The sequence below is a fragment of the uncultured Limimaricola sp. genome (genome assembly GCF_964022235.1).
Classification (GTDB): domain Bacteria; phylum Pseudomonadota; class Alphaproteobacteria; order Rhodobacterales; family Rhodobacteraceae; genus Limimaricola.
The window spans coordinates 293,243-309,684 of the sequence record NZ_CAXHZL010000002.1 but is presented as its reverse complement, the minus strand read 5'-3'; the positions used below and the strand labels follow the sequence as shown (position 1 = coordinate 309,684).

The window sequence follows — 16,442 nt, the reverse complement described above, 5'->3', positions numbered from 1 at the left end:
GGCTCGTCAGGCCCGCGATGGGGCGGAGGTGGTCCTCGCTTGGGGAGGGGAATAGAACGTCCCTCGACGGTGCCGCAAGGGGTCAGAGGCTGCGCCTTGCCCTGAGCGCCGCGCTGATCGTGCCATCGTCGAGATAGTCCAGCTCGCCGCCCACCGGCACGCCCTGAGCCAACGAGGTGACCGATACGTCGGGCAGTTGGTCGGAAATGTAATGCGCCGTGGTCTGACCGTCGATGGTGGCCCCGAGCGCGAGGATCACCTCCGACACCGCCTCGGATTTCACCCGGTCCATGAGGCGCGGAATGCGCAACTCGTCGGGGCCCACGGCGTCGAGCGCCGAGAGCGTGCCGCCGAGCACATGGTAGCGACCCTTGAACACGCCCGAGCGCTCCATCGCCCAGAGATCGGCCACATCCTCGACCACGCAGATCTGCCCCGTCGCGCGCCGCTCGTCGGCGCAGATGCCGCAAACGTCGCCGGTGCCGACATTGCCGCAGTTGAGGCACTCGCGCGCGGTGGCCCCCACCTCGGTCATCGTCTCGGCCAAGGGCGTCAGCAGCGTGCCGCGCTTTTTCACCAGATGCAGCACGGCGCGCCGGGCCGATCGCGGCCCCAAACCCGGCAGCCGCGACATCAGCTCGATCAGCCGGTCGATGGCCTCACGGTCCTCGCTCATGATCGGGCCTTTCGCGGGCTGGCGGGTCGGGATCGCTTGTTTGACGAGGGAGGGCGCAGGGGGTGCCTCAGAACGGCAGGTTCATGCCGGCAGGCAGGCCGAGCTCTTCGGTGATCTTCTTCATCTCGGACTGGGCACGCTCGCTCGCGCGCGACTGCGCGTCCTTGATCGCGGCGAGGATCAGATCCTCGACCACTTCCTTTTCGGAGGCCACGAAGATCGACGGGTCGATGTCGAGGCCCGTAAGCTCGCCCTTGGCCGTCGCCGTGGCCTTCACCAGTCCCGCGCCGCTCTCGCCGGTCACGGTAATGGAGGCCAGATCCTCCTGGATCTGCGCCATTTTGCTCTGCATCTCCTGCGCGGCCTTCATCATCTTGGACATGTCGCCCAGGCCACCAAGCCCCTTGAACATCGTTGATCTCCTCGAATGTGTTGGCCCAGAGATACGGTCGCGGGGGCCATGTCACAAGGGCGGCGCAGCGATTGGGCTCACTCCTCCTCGAAGGGGTCCCATTCGTCCTCGACTTCGGCCAGCGCATCCTCGGCCGCGTGCTGCGCGCGCTCGGCCTCGGTGCGGATCTCGGTGATCCTGGCCTTTGGAAAGGCCGCGAAGACCGCGCGGACCAGCGGATGCGCCTCGGCCTCCTGCCGGAGCGCCAGCGTGGCGGCGTCACGCGTCTCGGCAATGGTGGGCTCACCGCCCGTGGCCACGACGCTCATCGCCCAGCGCGCACCGGTCCAGGCCTGCAGCTTCTGGCCCAGCCGCTGCGCCATGTCCGAGCGCGCGTCTTCGGTGGGCGCGAATTCGATCCTGCCGGGGCTGTAGCGCACGAGGCGCAGCGTGGTTTCCACCTCGATCAGCATCTGCACATCGCGGTGATGCCGGATCAGCTCGACCACATCCTCGAAGCGGGCATAGCGCGCCAGAGCGTTCTCCGTGGCGATGGCCACAGCGGGCTGTGCGCCGCCGCGTGCCGAAGCGCCGGAGGGGCTGGCATGGGTGGGCGCAGGCGTGCCGCGCGCCTGCATCTGATCGCCCTGCGCGGGGCGCGCGCCGCCGCCTCCGCCGCCCGAAGGCGGCGGAGGGACGGGCATGTCCTGCAACTTGCGCACCAGTTCCTCGGGTGAGGGAAGGTCGGCCACATGGGTGAGACGGATCACCGCCATCTCGGCGGCCATCATGGCATTGGGGGCGTGGGCGACTTCCTCCAGCGCCTTCAGAAGCATCTGCCACAGCCGGGTCAGCACCCGCATCGGCAGGGCCTCGGCCATCTGTGCGCCGCGCGCCCGTTCGTCGGGGCCGACCGTGGGATCGTCGGCGGCCTCGGGTGTGATCTTGATGACCGAAACCCAATGCGCGATCTCGGCCAGATCGCGTAGCACCGCCATCGGGTCGGCGCCTTCGGCATACTGGCCCGACAGCTCGGTCAGCGCGCTCGCCGCGTCCCCCTTCAGGATCATATCGAACAGATCGAGCACCCGGCCCCGGTCGGCGAGGCCCAGCATCGCACGGATCTGCTCGGCCGTGGTCTCGCCCGCGCCATGGCTGATCGCCTGGTCGAGAAGCGAGGTCGCATCGCGCGCCGAGCCTTCGGCGGCCCGCGTGATCAGCGCCAGCGCGTCGTCGGCGATCTCGGCGGACTCCGCGGTCGCGATCTTTCGAAGCAGCGCGATCATCACCTCGGGCTCGATCCGGCGCAGATCGAAGCGCTGACAACGCGACAACACCGTCACCGGCACCTTGCGGATCTCGGTGGTGGCAAAGATGAACTTCACGTGTTCGGGCGGCTCCTCCAGCGTCTTCAAAAGCGCGTTGAACGCCCCCGTTGACAGCATGTGAACCTCGTCGATGATATAGACCTTGTAGCGCGCCGAAGCCGCCCGGTAGTGCACGCTGTCGATGATCTCGCGGATGTTGGCGACGCCGGTGTTGGAGGCCGCGTCCATCTCCATCACGTCGACGTGGCGGCCCTCCATGATCGCCACGCAATGCTCGCACTGGCCGCAAGGCTCGGTCGTGGGGCCGCCCTGACCGTCGGGACCGATACAGTTCATGCCCTTGGCGATGATCCGCGCCGTCGTCGTCTTACCCGTGCCCCGGATGCCGGTCATGATGAAGGCTTGCGCGATGCGGTTCGCGGCAAAGGCGTTCTTCAGCGTGCGCACCATCGCATCCTGCCCGACGAGATCGGCAAAGGTCTCGGGCCGGTATTTCCGGGCGAGGACCTGATAGGCGGGGGTGTCGGACATGCGTAGGGCTCCGGGTGAGGGACCGGGCCAAACTAGGCCTTGGGGCCGGGGAGGTCCACCATGTGCGGGCTCAGAGCAGCCACAGGATCGCGCCCGTGGCAATCGCGCCGAGCGACAGCAGCACCGCGAGGATCAGCATCCGCCGCGCGCCCTGTGCCTCGGCCACATGGCTGGAGATGCGCCGCTGCGCGCGGCGAGTCTCACGCGCGGCGGCGGCAAAGATCAGCACCGCGATGGCGACGAAGATCGTCGCCGTCGCCTTGGCGACCCAAGTGGGTTCGAACTCGCCGAACACCGCCTTGAGCCCGATCGCCACGGCAAGCGCCGCCATGCCGGTGCGCATCCAGCCCGCAAAGGTCCGCTCGTTGGCCAGAAGCGTGCGGTCCTCGGCCCAATCGGTGCGATCCTCGGCCCATTGGGTCTTGGCGTCGACCTCGCGGTCGCCATCGGTGTCGTCCATGCGTCCTCCTGCCGGGCCATCAGGCCCGGCGGGAGGCGGGGCGTCAACCGCCCTTGCGGCGACGCGCGCCGCGCTGCGTCGACTTGATGTGCTTGGTGAAACTGCGACCGCGCGCGCGCCCCTCGGCGAGGCTTTCGCTGTTGTGGCGGTCCTCGGCCTCCAGCTTGCGCCAGCGTGTGAGGCGCTCGGGGTCGAGATCCCCCGCCGCGATGGCCGCGCGCACCGCGCACCCCGGCTCGGTCTCATGCGCGCAATCGGTGAAGCGGCATGCGCTCACCAGCGCCGTCACGTCGTCGAACAGCTCCTCGATGCCCTCGGCGGTGTCGGTGAGCTGCAGCTCGCGCATGCCCGGCGTGTCGATCAGCCAGCCCCCTGCGCGGCAGCGCCGCAGCGCCCGGTAGGTCGTGGTGTGCCGCCCCTTGGCATCGTCGGAGCGCACCCCCGCGGTGGCCCCGGCCCCGCCAGTGAGTGCGTTCTGCAAAGTCGTCTTGCCGACGCCCGAGGAGCCGACGAGCGCCAGCGTCTGCCCCGGCCCGCACCACGGCTCGAGCCGCGAGGCGTCGTCCAGATCGCGCGCGTTGAGCGCCATCGCCACCACCTGCGGCGAGATCGCGCGGGCCTGCGCGAGGTAGGGCTCCACCTCGTCCACGAGGTCGGCCTTGGTCACGATCACCAGCGGCAGGCAGTCGCCCGCCATGGCAAGCGCCACGTAGCGCTCCAGCCGCGCCGGGTTGAAGTCGTCGTTGCAGCTGGTGACGATGCCGAGCGTGTCGACATTGGCGGCCACGAGCTGGCGCGAGACGGTGTGTCCGGCGGCCTTCCGGGCGATCTGGCTGCGTGGCGCGAGGCGCATCCGCGCCTGTGCGTCGCGCATTCCGACCCAGTCGCCCACGGCAAAGGAACCCGCGCCGGACGGCGCGCCGATCTTGACCGGGCCGTCAGGAGTGAGCGCCACGAGAATGGTGCGATGGATTTCGGCAATGCGCGCGGGCGTGTCGCCCTCTTCGAGCTGCCGCGCGAAATGGTCCGACCAGCCGAGATCGGAAAGCGTGATGTCTGTCACTGTATTGGTCCCGTCACGAAAGAACACGAGCCCGCGAGGGCGGGCGGCGTCGCGTCGGGCAAGGGGCGGCTCAGGCGGCCCCGGCCCGGAGGGTGATCACATTCCGCATGACGTCCTCCGTGGTTCGGGTGGGTGAGAGGCTGGACAACGACCCAAGCGGGGCTCGTTACGGCTGCTTCCTTCCGGACCTGACCGGGTTGGCGAGGCGCTCGCCCGCGCCAACCTCTCAAAAGGCGATATAGGCAAGGCCGCGCCGAGGTGCAAGCCCGAGAGATCACACAGTCAGGGGCAAAAGCCCGGCGGCACGCGCGCCTTCGATGAGCCCCGTGACCAGATGAGTGGCGTGCGATCCCTTGGTGCCGGAGGCCTCGGGCACCTGCACCACGACCATCCCGGCGGCGCGGCCTGCTTCGGCGCCGGTGTCGCTGTCCTCGAAGACGAGGCATCGTGCGGGGTCGGTGCCGAGACGGCGCGCGGCTTCGAGATAGGCGTCGGGTGCGGGCTTGGCGTGGGCGATGTCGTCGACCGTGACGATGGTGTCGACATGCGCCTCAAGCCCGGCGGCGCGGATCTTGCTCAGCCCCGGCGTGCGGCGCGACGAGGTGGCGATCGCCATTGGCAGACCAAGCCCGGCGATGGCCGCGATCAGCTCTTCGGCCCCGGTCTTGAGGGGAAGCCCCGGCGCAAGGCGCGCGTCGACCTGCGCGTCCCAGTCTTCGAGAAAACGCTCCGCGTCGAGCGGCTGGCCCGTGTGTTCGCGGATCAGCTCGATCCGCCGCGCGTCGTGCACGCCCGCGAGGCTTTCGAAGAAGTCGTGATCGATCTCGATGCCCTGCGCGCGCAGCGCCACAAGCGCCTCGGCATTGCACAGCGTTTCAGTGTCGACCAGCGTGCCGTCGAGGTCGAAGATCACAGCGTCATAGCGGCGGGGCATCGGGGCGTCCTTGTTCTGGCGGGACCGCCATAGCCAAGCCGGGGGGCCGAGTCGATGGGAAGCGCCGCACCCTCGGGGCCAAAGCAGAGCCGGAACCGGTGGAAGCCATCGGCGGCGGGGCCGATCGGCGCGATCTGGCGCGCGCCGAGGCTTGCGGCGGCCTGCCGGGCCTCGGGCGGGGCATCGAACCACGCCGCGGTGCGGGGCAGGGCGGCAAAGCGCCAGGAGGGACGGGGCCGTGGCGTTACCGGGCCAGAGGCCAGATGTGCGCGTAGCGCCTCGCGCAGCAGCGGCCCCTCCACGGGCACCTGACCCGCGCGTAGCCGCCGTGGCAGCGCGTCCTCGCCGCCCAGGCGATAGCTCGTCGTGGCTATGACAAAGCGGTCGGCCGGCCCGACGGGGCGGCCGTCATGGCGCAGGTCGTCGACGCGGCCCTGCCCGGCGGGGCGGCTGGGATCGATGCGCCAGTCGAGCCCGTCGATCACCTCAAAGCCGTAGGGCGGGCGCGCGGGGTCGATCAGCGGTTGATCGCGGCGGCCGGGCAGCACCCGGCAGAACAGTGCCGCGCCGCGCTCGAGCCAGTCGAGCAGCGCCGCGCGATCGACCACCGTCAGGCACAGCCGGTCGGGGTGCGGGTGCAGCGCCTGCAGGTGGCGCTCGGTCAGCGCGCCGGCGGGTAGCGACAGGTAGTGTCCGGCACCGCCATGCCCCCCGGCCCGAAAGGGTCTGACGGCGACGAGGAGCGGCAGCGCCGCCTCCGCGCGCCTTGCCAGCATCCGTCCCGCCGCCGCCCGTAGCGCGTCGGCGGCAAGCTGCAGGGAGCGGTCGGGGGCCACGAGGGCGAAATGGCTGTCGATCGGCAGGGTGCTGTGTCCGACGGGGCGCCGCAGGCCCGCCAGCGCCGCCCGGTGCGCGCGCCGCACCGGGGCCGCCGTCACGGCGTCGCAGCCGCGCGCGCTCGGGCTTTCGATCCACCCCGTGCCGCGGCTGCGCCACCTGTCGCCGGGATGGGCGCGCCGCAGGTCGAGGTCGATCACCCCCAGATGGCTGCCAAAGCGCCCGGCCTGCGCGACGGGACGCGCGAACACGCCGTCCTGCCCGGCCAGACGCGGATCGGGCAGCAGGCTGTGCGTATGCCCCAGAAAAAGCGCATCGATGTCCGGCAACGCCGCCAGCGCGCGGCCTGCGTTCTCGGCCCCCCGGAGGGGGCGTGCGGCGCCGGGACCGCTGTGCGCGAGCAAGACGACGATGTCGGCACCACGCGCGCGCAGTTCCGCTGCCTGACGCCGCGCCGCAAGGACCATGTCCTCGGCCTGAAGCCGCCCCCCGAGCCGCAGCCGGTCCCACTCGGCGGTCTGCGGCGGGGCCACGCCCATCACGCCGATCCTGAGGAGCACGGCCCGTCCGTCGCGTCGCGTCAGCCGCCGCCGCAGCAACAACCCTGGCGATACCAGAGGTGCCCCGGCGCCGGGCGCCAGCGTGAGGTTGGAGGAGGTCAGGGGATGGCCGAAGCCGCGCAGTACCCGCCGCAGCACTCCGAGGCCTTGGTTGAACTCGTGGTTGCCCAGCGTGCCCGCGTCGTAGCCCAGCGTGTTCATCGCCGCGACCACGGCGTGCGGCCCGGCACCGCCCCGCGCGAGCCGGTCGGTCTCAGAGTCCGTCATCGGGTTGCCCTGAAGAAAATCACCATTGTCGAACAGCATGACATTGGCGCGTCGGCGGCGATGCGCGTGGATCAGGGGCGCGATACGCGCCAGTCCGATGCTCGGGTCGCACCGCCCCGCGAGATAGTCCCACGGCAGCACATGCCCGTGCAGATCCGTAGTGCATATCAATCGCAGCGCGATCGAATCGCCACCGTTCCCCACCGCCCCGACCGCCTTGGACCCCATGCGCCGTTCCCTTCGAACCTCCTGTCCGACGGGTCGCCCCGAAGGATGGTCGGCAACCTAGGGTTACCAAAGGGCAGCTGCACAGCTTTACATCCACGCGACGTTACGCATTCTTCCAGACGCCGCAGCGTCATTGCGGCCAAATGTAAGGAAAGACGCGCATGGGGCCGCTGGACGACATCACTTTCGGCGGCGGCGGACTCGATCGCGCGGCCGAGATCCGCGGTGATTCGCAGGCCGTGGCGACGCTCGTGGCGCGGCCTGACACATGGGTGATACCGCTGTGGCGGGGTCGGGTGCCGCTCGCGGAGGGGCGGCTCAAGGGCGTGCCACCGGATCACGCCCTGTTCGAGGGCGCGCCCGAGGCGGCGGTGCTGCTGGGGCGAGATTCGACGGGCGCGGGGATCTTTGCGCGGCCGATTGCCGATTGGCCAGGTGCGCCCGAGGCTCCCGATCCTTCCGAGGCGGTGGATTGTCCGGGCATGGCGGGGGCGCGATTTGCCGAGCTACGCGGCACCATGGCGACGCTGGAGCCGCGCGACGCGGAACTGGCGGCGATGGCGCGCGCGGTGCTGAACTGGCACGCATCGCACCGGTTCTGCGCGCGCTGCGGCGCACCCAGCGTATTGGCCGAGGCGGGGTGGCGACGTGATTGCCCGGCCTGCGGCACGCCGCATTTCCCGCGCACCGACCCGGTGGTGATCATGCTGGTGACGCATGGCGACGCCGTGCTTCTGGGCCGCGCCCCGGCCTGGCCCGACACCATGCACTCGGTGCTCGCGGGCTTTGTCGAACCGGGCGAGACGGTCGAAGCGGCGGTGCGCCGCGAGGTTCTGGAGGAGGTGGGCGTCACGGTCGGGCCGGTGCGCTACGTGGCAAGCCAGCCCTGGCCCTTTCCGGCGTCGCTGATGCTGGGATGCCGGGGCGAGGTCACGGGGCCGGAGCGCCCGATCCTGCGGCCAGACCCCGCCGAGATCGCGGCAGCGCATTGGGTGTCGCGGCAGCGGCTGGCGCGGATCTTTGCGGGCGAAGACACCCAGATCCGCGCGCCGCTTAACGGCTCCATCGCCCGGCACCTGATGTGGAACTGGCTTGCGGGTCGGCTCGATTGACGCGAGAACCGGCGCCGCCGGGCGAACACACGCCCCGCGAGGCAGACCGAGGCAGCGTCATGGAACTCAAGTCGAAACAGGCCGTCGCCGCACCGCGGGACTTCGTCTTCGAACAGGCCAGCGATTTCACCGCCTTCGAACGGCAGGCGCTACGGCGCGGCATCGAGGTGCAGAAACAGGGCGGCCCCGCGCCCGTGGGCCGCGGCTGGAACGCGTCGGTCAAGGTGCTGGGCCGCGAGCGCGACGTCGCCGCCCGCGTCATCGCCTTTGACGCGCCTCAGGATTACACCGTGCAGGGCGAAAGCTCCGGCGTTGAGATCTTCGTGCGCATCGAGGCGCTGCCCGACGGCAACGGTGGCAGCCATCTCGGCCTGTCGGTCCGGTTCGCGCCGCGCTCGATGCCGGGACGGCTGGTGCTGCAATCGCTGAAGCTGGCGCATGGCTCGCTCGAGACGCGCCTTGCCGGGCGGCTCGAAGGCTATGCGCGCGAGATCGAAGCGCGCTGGGCGCGGCGCGCGGGCTGAGGCTTCAGCCGCGCGGCGCCGGCTCGTGTCGGCGGGGGGCGGCGGGAAACACGCCCATGAGCCGAATGCTGTCGGTGAAGTAGTCCAGTTCGTCGAAGGCGAGCTGGACGTTGCGGTCATCGGGATGGCCCTCGATCTCCGCATAGAACTGCGTCGCGGTGAACTGGCCGCCGACCATGTAGCTCTCGAGCTTGGTCATGTTGACGCCGTTGGTCGCGAAGCCGCCCATCGCCTTGTAGAGCGCGGCCGGGATGTTGCGCACCCGGAACACGAAGCTGGTCATCATCCCCGATTTACCGCGCCGCTTCAGGTCGGGTTCGCGCGACATGACGAGAAACCGCGTGGTGTTGCGCGCGTGATCCTCGATGTGGCGCGCCAGCACGTCGAGACCGTAGATCGAGGCCGCGATCTCGGAGGCCAGAGCGGCGTGGCGCGGATCGCCCGCCTCGGCGATGGCGCGGGCCGATCCGGCGGTGTCGGCACCGGTGATGGTCGAGATGCCGTGCTCGCGCAGGAAACCCCGGCACTGACCCAGAAGCACGGTGTGGCTGGTCGCGGTCTCAACCTGCGCCAGACGTGCGCCCTTTACGCCCAGCAGGTTGATATGCACCCGCACGAAGGCCTCGTCGACGATATGCAGCCCGCTTTCAGGGAGCAGGTGATGCACGTCCGCGACCCGGCCATAGGTCGAGTTTTCGACCGCGATCATGCCAAGCTCGGCCGTGCCCTTGCGCACCGCCTCGATCGCGTCTTCGAAAGTGGTGCAGGGCAGCGGCTCCAGATCGGGCCGGGCTTCGGCGCAGGCCTGATGCCCGTAAGCGCCGAGTTCCCCCTGAAATGCGATGCGACCGGCCACGGCGGATCCTCCCCTGAACAGGCGTCCCCATAAGGGCAATTCGTCGCGGGACTACACCTTGCAACATCGCGCGGGAAGCGGATACATACCCCCGAAACGCCGAACGGAATGGAACGCGACATGTTCGACACGATGACCCTGACCAAGGTCGTTGGCGGCCTTTGCGGTACGCTGCTGGTCTTCCTCCTTGGTGGCTGGGCCGCCGATATCATCTATAGCAGCGGCGGTGGTCACGGCGAAGAGCACGCGCAGGCCTATTCGATCCCGGTCGAAGAGGGCGGCGAGGGTGGCGGCGCCGAAGAAGAGGCCGTGCCCTTCGAGGAGATCTATGCCTCGGCCGATGCCTCCGCCGGTGAAGGCGTGTGGCGCAACTGCCGCTCCTGCCACGCGCTCGAAGAGGGCGTGAACGGCACCGGCCCCTCGCTTCACGGCGTGGTCGGCCGCGAGGTCGGCGCCTATCCGGGCTACAGCTACTCGGGTGCGCTCAAGGCCGTGGCCGATGTCTGGGACCCCGAGCATCTCAACGGCTTTCTCGCCAACCCGCGCGATTACGCGCCGGGCACCAAGATGACCTACAACGGTCTCAAGGGTGCCGAGGACCGCGCCAACCTGATCGCCTATCTCGCGACCATCGGCGGCTGATCCTCTGCCACCACCGGATTTCGAAGGGGCCGCTCCGGAAGGGGCGGCCCCTTTCGCATGCCGGTCTCGCGGTTCGACGCGGCGGACACGTGCCGCTCACGCAATCTCGCCTTGAACGTCAGGCGCTTGCACCGCTAGCCTCGCCCGACATGGCCGTTTCGCCAAGAGGAGCGCAAGATGCAGACCCGCCGTCCCGCCCAAGCCGCCACGCAGCCGCAGGCCCGCTTTGACCCGCGCCTCTGGATCACCGGTTCCGCGCTGGCGCTCGGCGCGCTGTTGCTGGCGCAAGCCGCAGGCGCCCAATCCGCAAGCGGACAGGACGCGCCGCGCGTGACATTGCCGCAGGTGGCGCTGCCCGAGGCGGAGCAGGCGGACGCGGCAGGTGCGGAACGTGTCATCACCAGCCACGGCTACACCAATTTCGGCGATCTGAAATACGGCCCCGACATCGCGCATCTCGACTACGTCAATCCCGACGCGCCCAAGGGCGGCGAGATCAGCGAATGGTCGCAGGGCACCTTCGACAGCTTCAACTCCTATTCGCGTCAGGGCGTGGCGGCCGCGCTCAATTCGCTGCCGCACGAGCGGATCATGACCTCCGTGGCCGACGACGCCTATGCGATGTACTGCTACCTGTGCACCACGCTCGAATACCCCGAGAGCCGCGACTGGGTGATCTTCAACCTGCGTGACGACGTGACCTTTGCCGATGGCACGCCGATGACCGCCGAAGATCTGAAGTTCACCAACGAGCTGTTTCTCGAACAGGGCATCGCCGAGTACCGCGCCGTGGTCTCGAACTTCCTCGAGAGCGTCGAAGTGCTGGGCCCGCACCGCATCAAGTTCACCTTCACCGAGGACGCGCCGCGCCGCGACGTGATCGGCTTTGCGGGCGGCACCGTGGCCTTCTCCAAGGCCTGGTTCGAGGAGACCGGCGCGCGGATCGACGAAAGCACCAAGGAGCCGTTCCTCGGCACCGGCCCCTACGAGCTCGAGAGCGCCGAGTTCAACCGGCGCATCGTCTATGGCCGCAACGAGAACTTCTGGGGCGCGGAGCATCCGTTCAACATCGGCCGCAACAACTTCGACAGCATCCGGATCGAATATTTCGCCGACAGCGCCGCCGCCTTCGAGGGCTTCAAGTCGGGCGAATACACCTTCCGGGTCGAAAACTCCTCCAAGGACTGGGCCACGGGCTACGACTTTCCGGCCATCCAGAAGGGGTGGGTCAAGACCGAAGAAGTGCCCGACGGCACCATCGCCGGGGCGCAGGCCTTCGTGTTCAACCTCGACGATCCCAAGTGGCAGGACCCCCGCGTCCGCGAAGCCATCGGCATGATGTTCAACTTCGAATGGTCCAACGAGTCGCTGTTCTACGGGCTCTACGAGCGGGTCGACAGTTTCTGGGAGAACTCCGATCTCGAAGCGACCGGCACGCCATCGGAGGGCGAGCGCGCGATCCTCGCACCCCTGGTCGAAGAGGGGCTTCTGCCGGAAGCCATCCTCACCGACGAGGTGCGCGGCGCGCCGCGGCTCGACGCGGCCAACAACACTCCCGATCGCGGCACATATCGCCGCGCCGGGCAGCTTCTCGAAGAGGCTGGCTGGATCATCGGCGACGACGGCCTGCGCCACAAGGATGGCGAGCTGCTGGAGCTGATATTCCTTCAATACAGCCCGCAATTCGACCGCATCGTGAACCCTTTCATCGAGAACCTCGCGCGGCTCGGGGTGAAGGGCGTGCTGGAGCGGGTCGACACCTCGCAATACGTGGAGCGCACCCGCTCGGGCGATTTCGACCTCGTGAACCACACTTTCTCGATGGGCTTCGAACCGGGCGTCGAGTTGGAGCAGTGGTACGCCGCCAAAACCGCCGACGACAGCTCTCGCAACCTGATGCGGCTGCGCAGCCCGGCGGTGGATCGTCTCGTGACCACGGTGATCGATGCACAATCGCTCGAAGAGTTAAGCACTGCCACCCAAGCGCTCGACCGGGTGCTGCGCGCCGAGATGTTCTGGGTGCCGCAGTGGTACAAGGACGTCCATACCGTCGCCTATTACGACCAGTTCCGGCACCCCGAGCCGATGCCGCCCTTCGCTCTGGGCGAGATCGACTTCTGGTGGTACGACGCCGAGGCCGCAGACAGGCTGCGCGCCGCGGGCGCGCTGCGATAAGGGAGAGCTTCCGACCGCATGGGCGCCTACATCCTCAGACGATTGCTGCTCGTGATCCCGACGCTGCTCGGGATCATGATCATCAACTTTGCCCTCGTGCAGTTCGTGCCCGGCGGGCCGATCGAGCAGATCATCGCCCAGATGGAGGGCGGTGGCGACGTGTTCGAGAGCTTTGCCGGCGGCGGCAGCGAGGTGAGCCAGGGCGGCGGTGGCGAGAGCGACTACATCGGTGCGCGCGGCCTGCCGCCCGAGTTCATCGCCGAGCTCGAGCGCGAGTTCGGCTTTGACAAGCCGCCGCTCGAGCGGTTCCTGAACATGATGTGGAACTACATGCGCTTCGATTTCGGAGAGAGCTACTTCCGCTCGATCTCGGTGATCGACCTCGTGCTCGAAAAGATGCCGGTCTCGATCACGCTGGGGCTCTGGTCGACGTTGCTGGCCTACATGATCTCGATCCCGCTGGGCATCCGCAAGGCGGTGCGCGACGGCTCGTCCTTCGACACATGGACGAGCGGAGCGATCATCGTGGGCTATGCCATCCCGGGCTTTCTCTTCGCGATCCTGCTGATCGTGCTCTTCGCGGGCGGCTCTTACTGGCGCATCTTCCCGCTGCGGGGCCTGACCTCGGACAACTGGGAAAGCCTGAGCCTCGTCGGCAAGGTGCTCGACTACTTCTGGCACATCGCGCTTCCCGTCCTCGCCTCGACCATCTCGGCCTTTGCCACGCTGACGCTGCTGACCAAGAACTCGTTTCTCGACGAGATCAAGAAGCAGTACGTGATGACGGCGCGGGCCAAGGGGCTGAGCGAGCGCAAGGTTCTCTATGGCCACGTGTTTCGCAATGCCATGCTGATCGTGATCTCGGGCTTTCCGGCGCTGTTCATCGGCGTGTTCTTCGGCGGCTCGTTGATCATCGAGACGCTGTTCTCGCTCGACGGTCTTGGGCGCCTCGGGTTCGAGGCGGCGGTGGCGCGCGACTACCCGGTGGTGTTCGGCACGCTGTTTGCCTTCTCGCTCATGGGGCTGGTCGTCGGCATCGTCACCGACCTCACATATGTGCTGATCGATCCGCGCATCGACTTCGAACGGAGAGGCTGAATGGCGCTGTCCCCGCTCAACGCGCGCCGTTGGCGCAACTTCAAGCGCAACCGCCGGGCGCTGTGGTCGCTCGTCATCTTCTCGGTGCTGTTCGGTCTCAGCCTCTTTGCCGAGCTTCTGGCCAACGACCGGCCCCTGCTGGTGAGCTACCGTGGCGAGATTCGCAGCCCGATCATCAGCTTTTACTCCGAGCAGGATTTCGGCGGCGATTTCCCGACCGAGGCCGCCTATTCGGACCCCGAGGTGCGGTGCCTGATCGTCACCGGCGGGCTGACCGACTGCTTCGATGCCCCGCGCGAGATCATGGCGGCGGTCGAAGCGGGCGAGCCTTTGCCGCTCATCGCCAACGACATGTCGGAGTTCGAAAAGGGCTGGCTGGTCTGGCCGCCGATCCCCTATGCCTTCGACACCATCGTCGACGTGCCCGGCGTCGCACCCGCGCCGCCCTCCGAGACCAACTGGCTCGGCACCGACGACACCAAGCGCGACGTCGTTGCCCGCGTCATCTACGGCTTTCGCCTCTCGATCGTCTTCGCGATCATCGTGACGCTGGCCTCCTCGCTCATCGGCATCGTCGCGGGCGCGGTGCAGGGCTATTTCGGCGGCTGGACCGACCTGATCTTTCAACGCTTCATCGAGATCTGGACCGGCACGCCTTCGCTTTACGTGATCATCATCGTCTTTGCGATATTGGGGCGAAGTTTCTGGCTCTTGGTCTTTCTCACCGTGCTGTTCGGCTGGCCCTCGCTGGTCGGTGTGGTGCGGGCCGAATTCCTGCGGGCGCGCAACTTCGAATACATTCGCGCGGCGCGGGCGCTCGGCGTATCCGACAGCAAGATCATGTTCCGCCACATGCTGCCGAACGCCATGGTGGCGACCGTGACGATGCTGCCCTTCCTCGTCACGGGGGCGATCGGCACGCTGGCCTCGCTCGATTTCCTCGGCTTCGGCCTGCCGTCCTCGGCGCCCAGCCTGGGCGAGCTGACGTTGCAGGCCAAACAGAACCTGCAAGCCCCGTGGCTCGGCTTCACCGCCTTTTTCACCTTCGCGATCATGCTGTCGCTTCTGGTGTTCATCTTCGAAGGGGTGCGTGACGCCTTCGACCCGAGGAAGACCTTCGCATGACCGACACGATCCTCGATGTCAGCGACCTGCGCGTGAGCTTCCGGCAGGACGGCGCGCTGATCCCCGCCGTGCGCGGCGTCTCCTTTAGCGTGGCGCGCGGCGAGACCGTGGCGCTGGTGGGCGAGAGCGGCTCGGGCAAATCGGTCACCGCGCTCTCGACGGTCCAGCTTCTGGGCGAGACGGCGGAGCTTTCGGGGTCAGTGCGCTACGAGGGCCGCGAGATGGTCGGCGCGCCCGAGGCCGATCTGCGCCGGGTGCGCGGCAACGACATCTCCTTCATCTTCCAAGAGCCGATGACCTCGCTCAACCCGCTACACACGCTCGAGCGGCAGCTGTCGGAATCGATCGAGCTGCATCAGGGCCTGCGCGGGGCGGCGGTGCGAACCCGGATCATCGAGCTTTTGACCCGCGTCGGCATCCGCGACCCCGAAACCCGGCTCGACGCCTATCCGCACCAGCTTTCTGGCGGCCAGCGGCAGCGCGTGATGATCGCCATGGCGCTGGCCAACGGGCCGGACCTGCTCGTCGCCGACGAGCCGACCACCGCCCTCGACGTGACGATTCAGGCGCAGATCCTCGAACTTCTGGCCGAGCTCAAGCGCGACGGCGCGATGTCGATGCTGTTCATCACCCACGACCTCGGGATCGTGCGCCGCATCGCCGACCGGGTCTGCGTCATGAAGGACGGCGAGATCGTCGAGCAGGGGCCGACCGAAGCGATCTTCGCCAACCCGCAGCACCCCTATACCCGGATGTTGCTCGAGGCCGAATCGACCGGCCTGCCAGAGCCGGTATCCGAAACCGCCCCCGTGGTGGCCGAGACCGAGCATCTGAAGATCTGGTTTCCGATCCACCGCGGCCTGCTCAAGCGCACCGTGGGCCATGTGAAGGCCGTCAACGACGCGACGCTTTCGGTTCGCGCGGGCGAAACCGTGGGCGTGGTGGGCGAAAGCGGCTCGGGCAAGACCACGCTGGCTCTGGCCATGGCGCGGCTCATCGGCTCGGAAGGGCGCATTCTGTTCGACGGTCAGGAGATCCAGGACCTCAGCCAGCGCCGCATGCGGCCGCTGCGCTCCGAGATCCAGATCGTGTTTCAGGACCCTTTCGGCTCGCTCAGCCCGCGCATGACCGTCTCGCAGATTATCTCCGAGGGTCTGGGCGTGCACGGCGTCGAAAAAGGGCGCAACCGGCGCGACATGGTGGCCGAGATCATGCGCGAGGTTGGGCTAGATCCGGTGGCGATGGACCGCTATCCGCACGAGTTCTCGGGGGGACAGCGCCAGCGCATCGCAATCGCCCGTGCGCTGATCCTGCGCCCGCGTCTGATCGTGCTCGACGAGCCGACCTCGGCGCTCGACATGACGGTGCAGGTGCAGATCGTCGATCTGCTGCGCGATCTGCAGCGCAAATACGGCCTCGCCTATGTCTTCATCAGCCATGATCTCAAGGTCGTGCGCGCGCTCAGCCACAAGGTGATGGTGATGAAGAACGGCGACGTGGTCGAGGCAGGGCCCGCGGCAGAGATCTTCAACGCGCCCAAGTCCGCCTACACGCGCGAGCTGATGGCGGCGGCGTTCTGAGGCTTGCGCCGCCCCGCAAGGGGGCAGGCGCATCTACATATACGAGAGCGATGGC

Annotated in this window: 15 protein-coding genes and 1 other RNA gene; 7 read left to right on the top strand and 9 right to left on the bottom strand. The window is 68.2% G+C overall.

What is annotated here, in order from left to right; all coding sequences use genetic code 11:
- Positions 1 to 82: 82 nt before the first annotated feature.
- The 8 genes from recR to AADJ02_RS03930 all read right to left on the bottom strand — a co-directional run bounded on the left by recR (position 83) and on the right by AADJ02_RS03930 (position 7,275).
- The gene (recR, locus tag AADJ02_RS03965; protein ID WP_341211687.1) at positions 83 to 676 is read right to left on the bottom strand and encodes a recombination mediator RecR; all 594 of its coding nucleotides are present in this window, start codon (positions 674 to 676) and stop codon (positions 83 to 85) included.
- Between the two features lie 67 nt (positions 677 to 743).
- Positions 744 to 1,088 carry a YbaB/EbfC family nucleoid-associated protein gene (locus tag AADJ02_RS03960; RefSeq protein ID WP_341211686.1) on the bottom strand — a complete coding sequence of 115 codons (345 nt, stop codon included), beginning with the start codon at positions 1,086 to 1,088 and terminating at the stop codon, positions 744 to 746.
- Positions 1,089 to 1,165: 77 nt separating this feature from the next.
- Entirely contained in the window at positions 1,166 to 2,926 is a 1,761-nt protein-coding gene (locus AADJ02_RS03955; RefSeq protein WP_341211685.1) for a DNA polymerase III subunit gamma/tau, read from the bottom strand.
- Between the two features lie 70 nt (positions 2,927 to 2,996).
- The gene (locus tag AADJ02_RS03950; RefSeq protein WP_341211684.1) at positions 2,997 to 3,386 is read right to left on the bottom strand and encodes a DUF202 domain-containing protein; all 390 of its coding nucleotides are present in this window, start codon (positions 3,384 to 3,386) and stop codon (positions 2,997 to 2,999) included.
- A gap of 43 nt (positions 3,387 to 3,429) precedes the next feature.
- Positions 3,430 to 4,449, bottom strand: a complete 1,020-nt coding sequence (gene rsgA, locus AADJ02_RS03945; protein WP_341211683.1) for a ribosome small subunit-dependent GTPase A — start codon at positions 4,447 to 4,449, stop codon at positions 3,430 to 3,432.
- A 130-nt stretch (positions 4,450 to 4,579) separates the two neighbouring features.
- An RNA gene (gene ffs / locus AADJ02_RS03940) (signal recognition particle sRNA small type) lies at positions 4,580 to 4,678 on the bottom strand.
- 45 nt (positions 4,679 to 4,723) lie between these two features.
- A complete protein-coding gene (locus tag AADJ02_RS03935; RefSeq protein WP_341211682.1) occupies positions 4,724 to 5,383 on the bottom strand; it encodes an HAD family phosphatase in 660 nt (219 codons plus the stop codon).
- Positions 5,359 to 7,275 (bottom strand): metallophosphoesterase, encoded by a 1,917-nt coding sequence (locus AADJ02_RS03930; protein WP_341211681.1) that lies wholly within the window; start codon positions 7,273 to 7,275, stop codon positions 5,359 to 5,361. Before AADJ02_RS03930 ends, AADJ02_RS03935 begins: the two co-directional genes overlap by 25 nt.
- A 161-nt stretch (positions 7,276 to 7,436) precedes the next feature.
- Between AADJ02_RS03930 and nudC the strand changes: the two genes are divergently transcribed.
- The gene (gene nudC / locus AADJ02_RS03925; RefSeq protein ID WP_341211680.1) at positions 7,437 to 8,387 is read left to right on the top strand and encodes an NAD(+) diphosphatase; all 951 of its coding nucleotides are present in this window, start codon (positions 7,437 to 7,439) and stop codon (positions 8,385 to 8,387) included.
- 59 nt (positions 8,388 to 8,446) lie between these two features.
- Entirely contained in the window at positions 8,447 to 8,911 is a 465-nt protein-coding gene (locus AADJ02_RS03920) for an SRPBCC family protein (protein WP_341211679.1), read from the top strand.
- 4 nt (positions 8,912 to 8,915) lie between these two features.
- On the opposite strand, the gene AADJ02_RS03915 is transcribed toward AADJ02_RS03920, so the two are convergent.
- Positions 8,916 to 9,767, bottom strand: a complete 852-nt coding sequence (locus tag AADJ02_RS03915) for a prephenate dehydratase (RefSeq protein ID WP_341211678.1) — start codon at positions 9,765 to 9,767, stop codon at positions 8,916 to 8,918.
- A 120-nt stretch (positions 9,768 to 9,887) separates the two neighbouring features.
- On the opposite strand from AADJ02_RS03915, the gene AADJ02_RS03910 reads away from it, so the two are divergent.
- The 5 genes from AADJ02_RS03910 to AADJ02_RS03890 all read left to right on the top strand — a co-directional run bounded on the left by AADJ02_RS03910 (position 9,888) and on the right by AADJ02_RS03890 (position 16,387).
- Positions 9,888 to 10,409, top strand: coding sequence for a cytochrome c family protein (locus tag AADJ02_RS03910; protein WP_341211677.1), 522 nt, complete (start codon positions 9,888 to 9,890; stop codon positions 10,407 to 10,409).
- A gap of 177 nt (positions 10,410 to 10,586) precedes the next feature.
- Positions 10,587 to 12,584: an extracellular solute-binding protein gene (locus tag AADJ02_RS03905; RefSeq protein ID WP_341211676.1), complete on the top strand. Its 1,998-nt coding sequence runs from the start codon at positions 10,587 to 10,589 to the stop codon at positions 12,582 to 12,584.
- 18 nt (positions 12,585 to 12,602) lie between these two features.
- On the top strand, positions 12,603 to 13,682 hold the full coding sequence (locus tag AADJ02_RS03900; RefSeq protein ID WP_341211675.1) for a microcin C ABC transporter permease YejB: 1,080 nt from the start codon (positions 12,603 to 12,605) through the stop codon (positions 13,680 to 13,682).
- The gene (locus tag AADJ02_RS03895; RefSeq protein ID WP_341211674.1) at positions 13,683 to 14,807 is read left to right on the top strand and encodes an ABC transporter permease; all 1,125 of its coding nucleotides are present in this window, start codon (positions 13,683 to 13,685) and stop codon (positions 14,805 to 14,807) included.
- Positions 14,804 to 16,387: an ABC transporter ATP-binding protein gene (locus AADJ02_RS03890; protein ID WP_341211673.1), complete on the top strand. Its 1,584-nt coding sequence runs from the start codon at positions 14,804 to 14,806 to the stop codon at positions 16,385 to 16,387. The genes AADJ02_RS03895 and AADJ02_RS03890 overlap by 4 nt, the downstream gene beginning before the upstream one ends.
- Positions 16,388 to 16,442 lie beyond the last annotated feature (55 nt).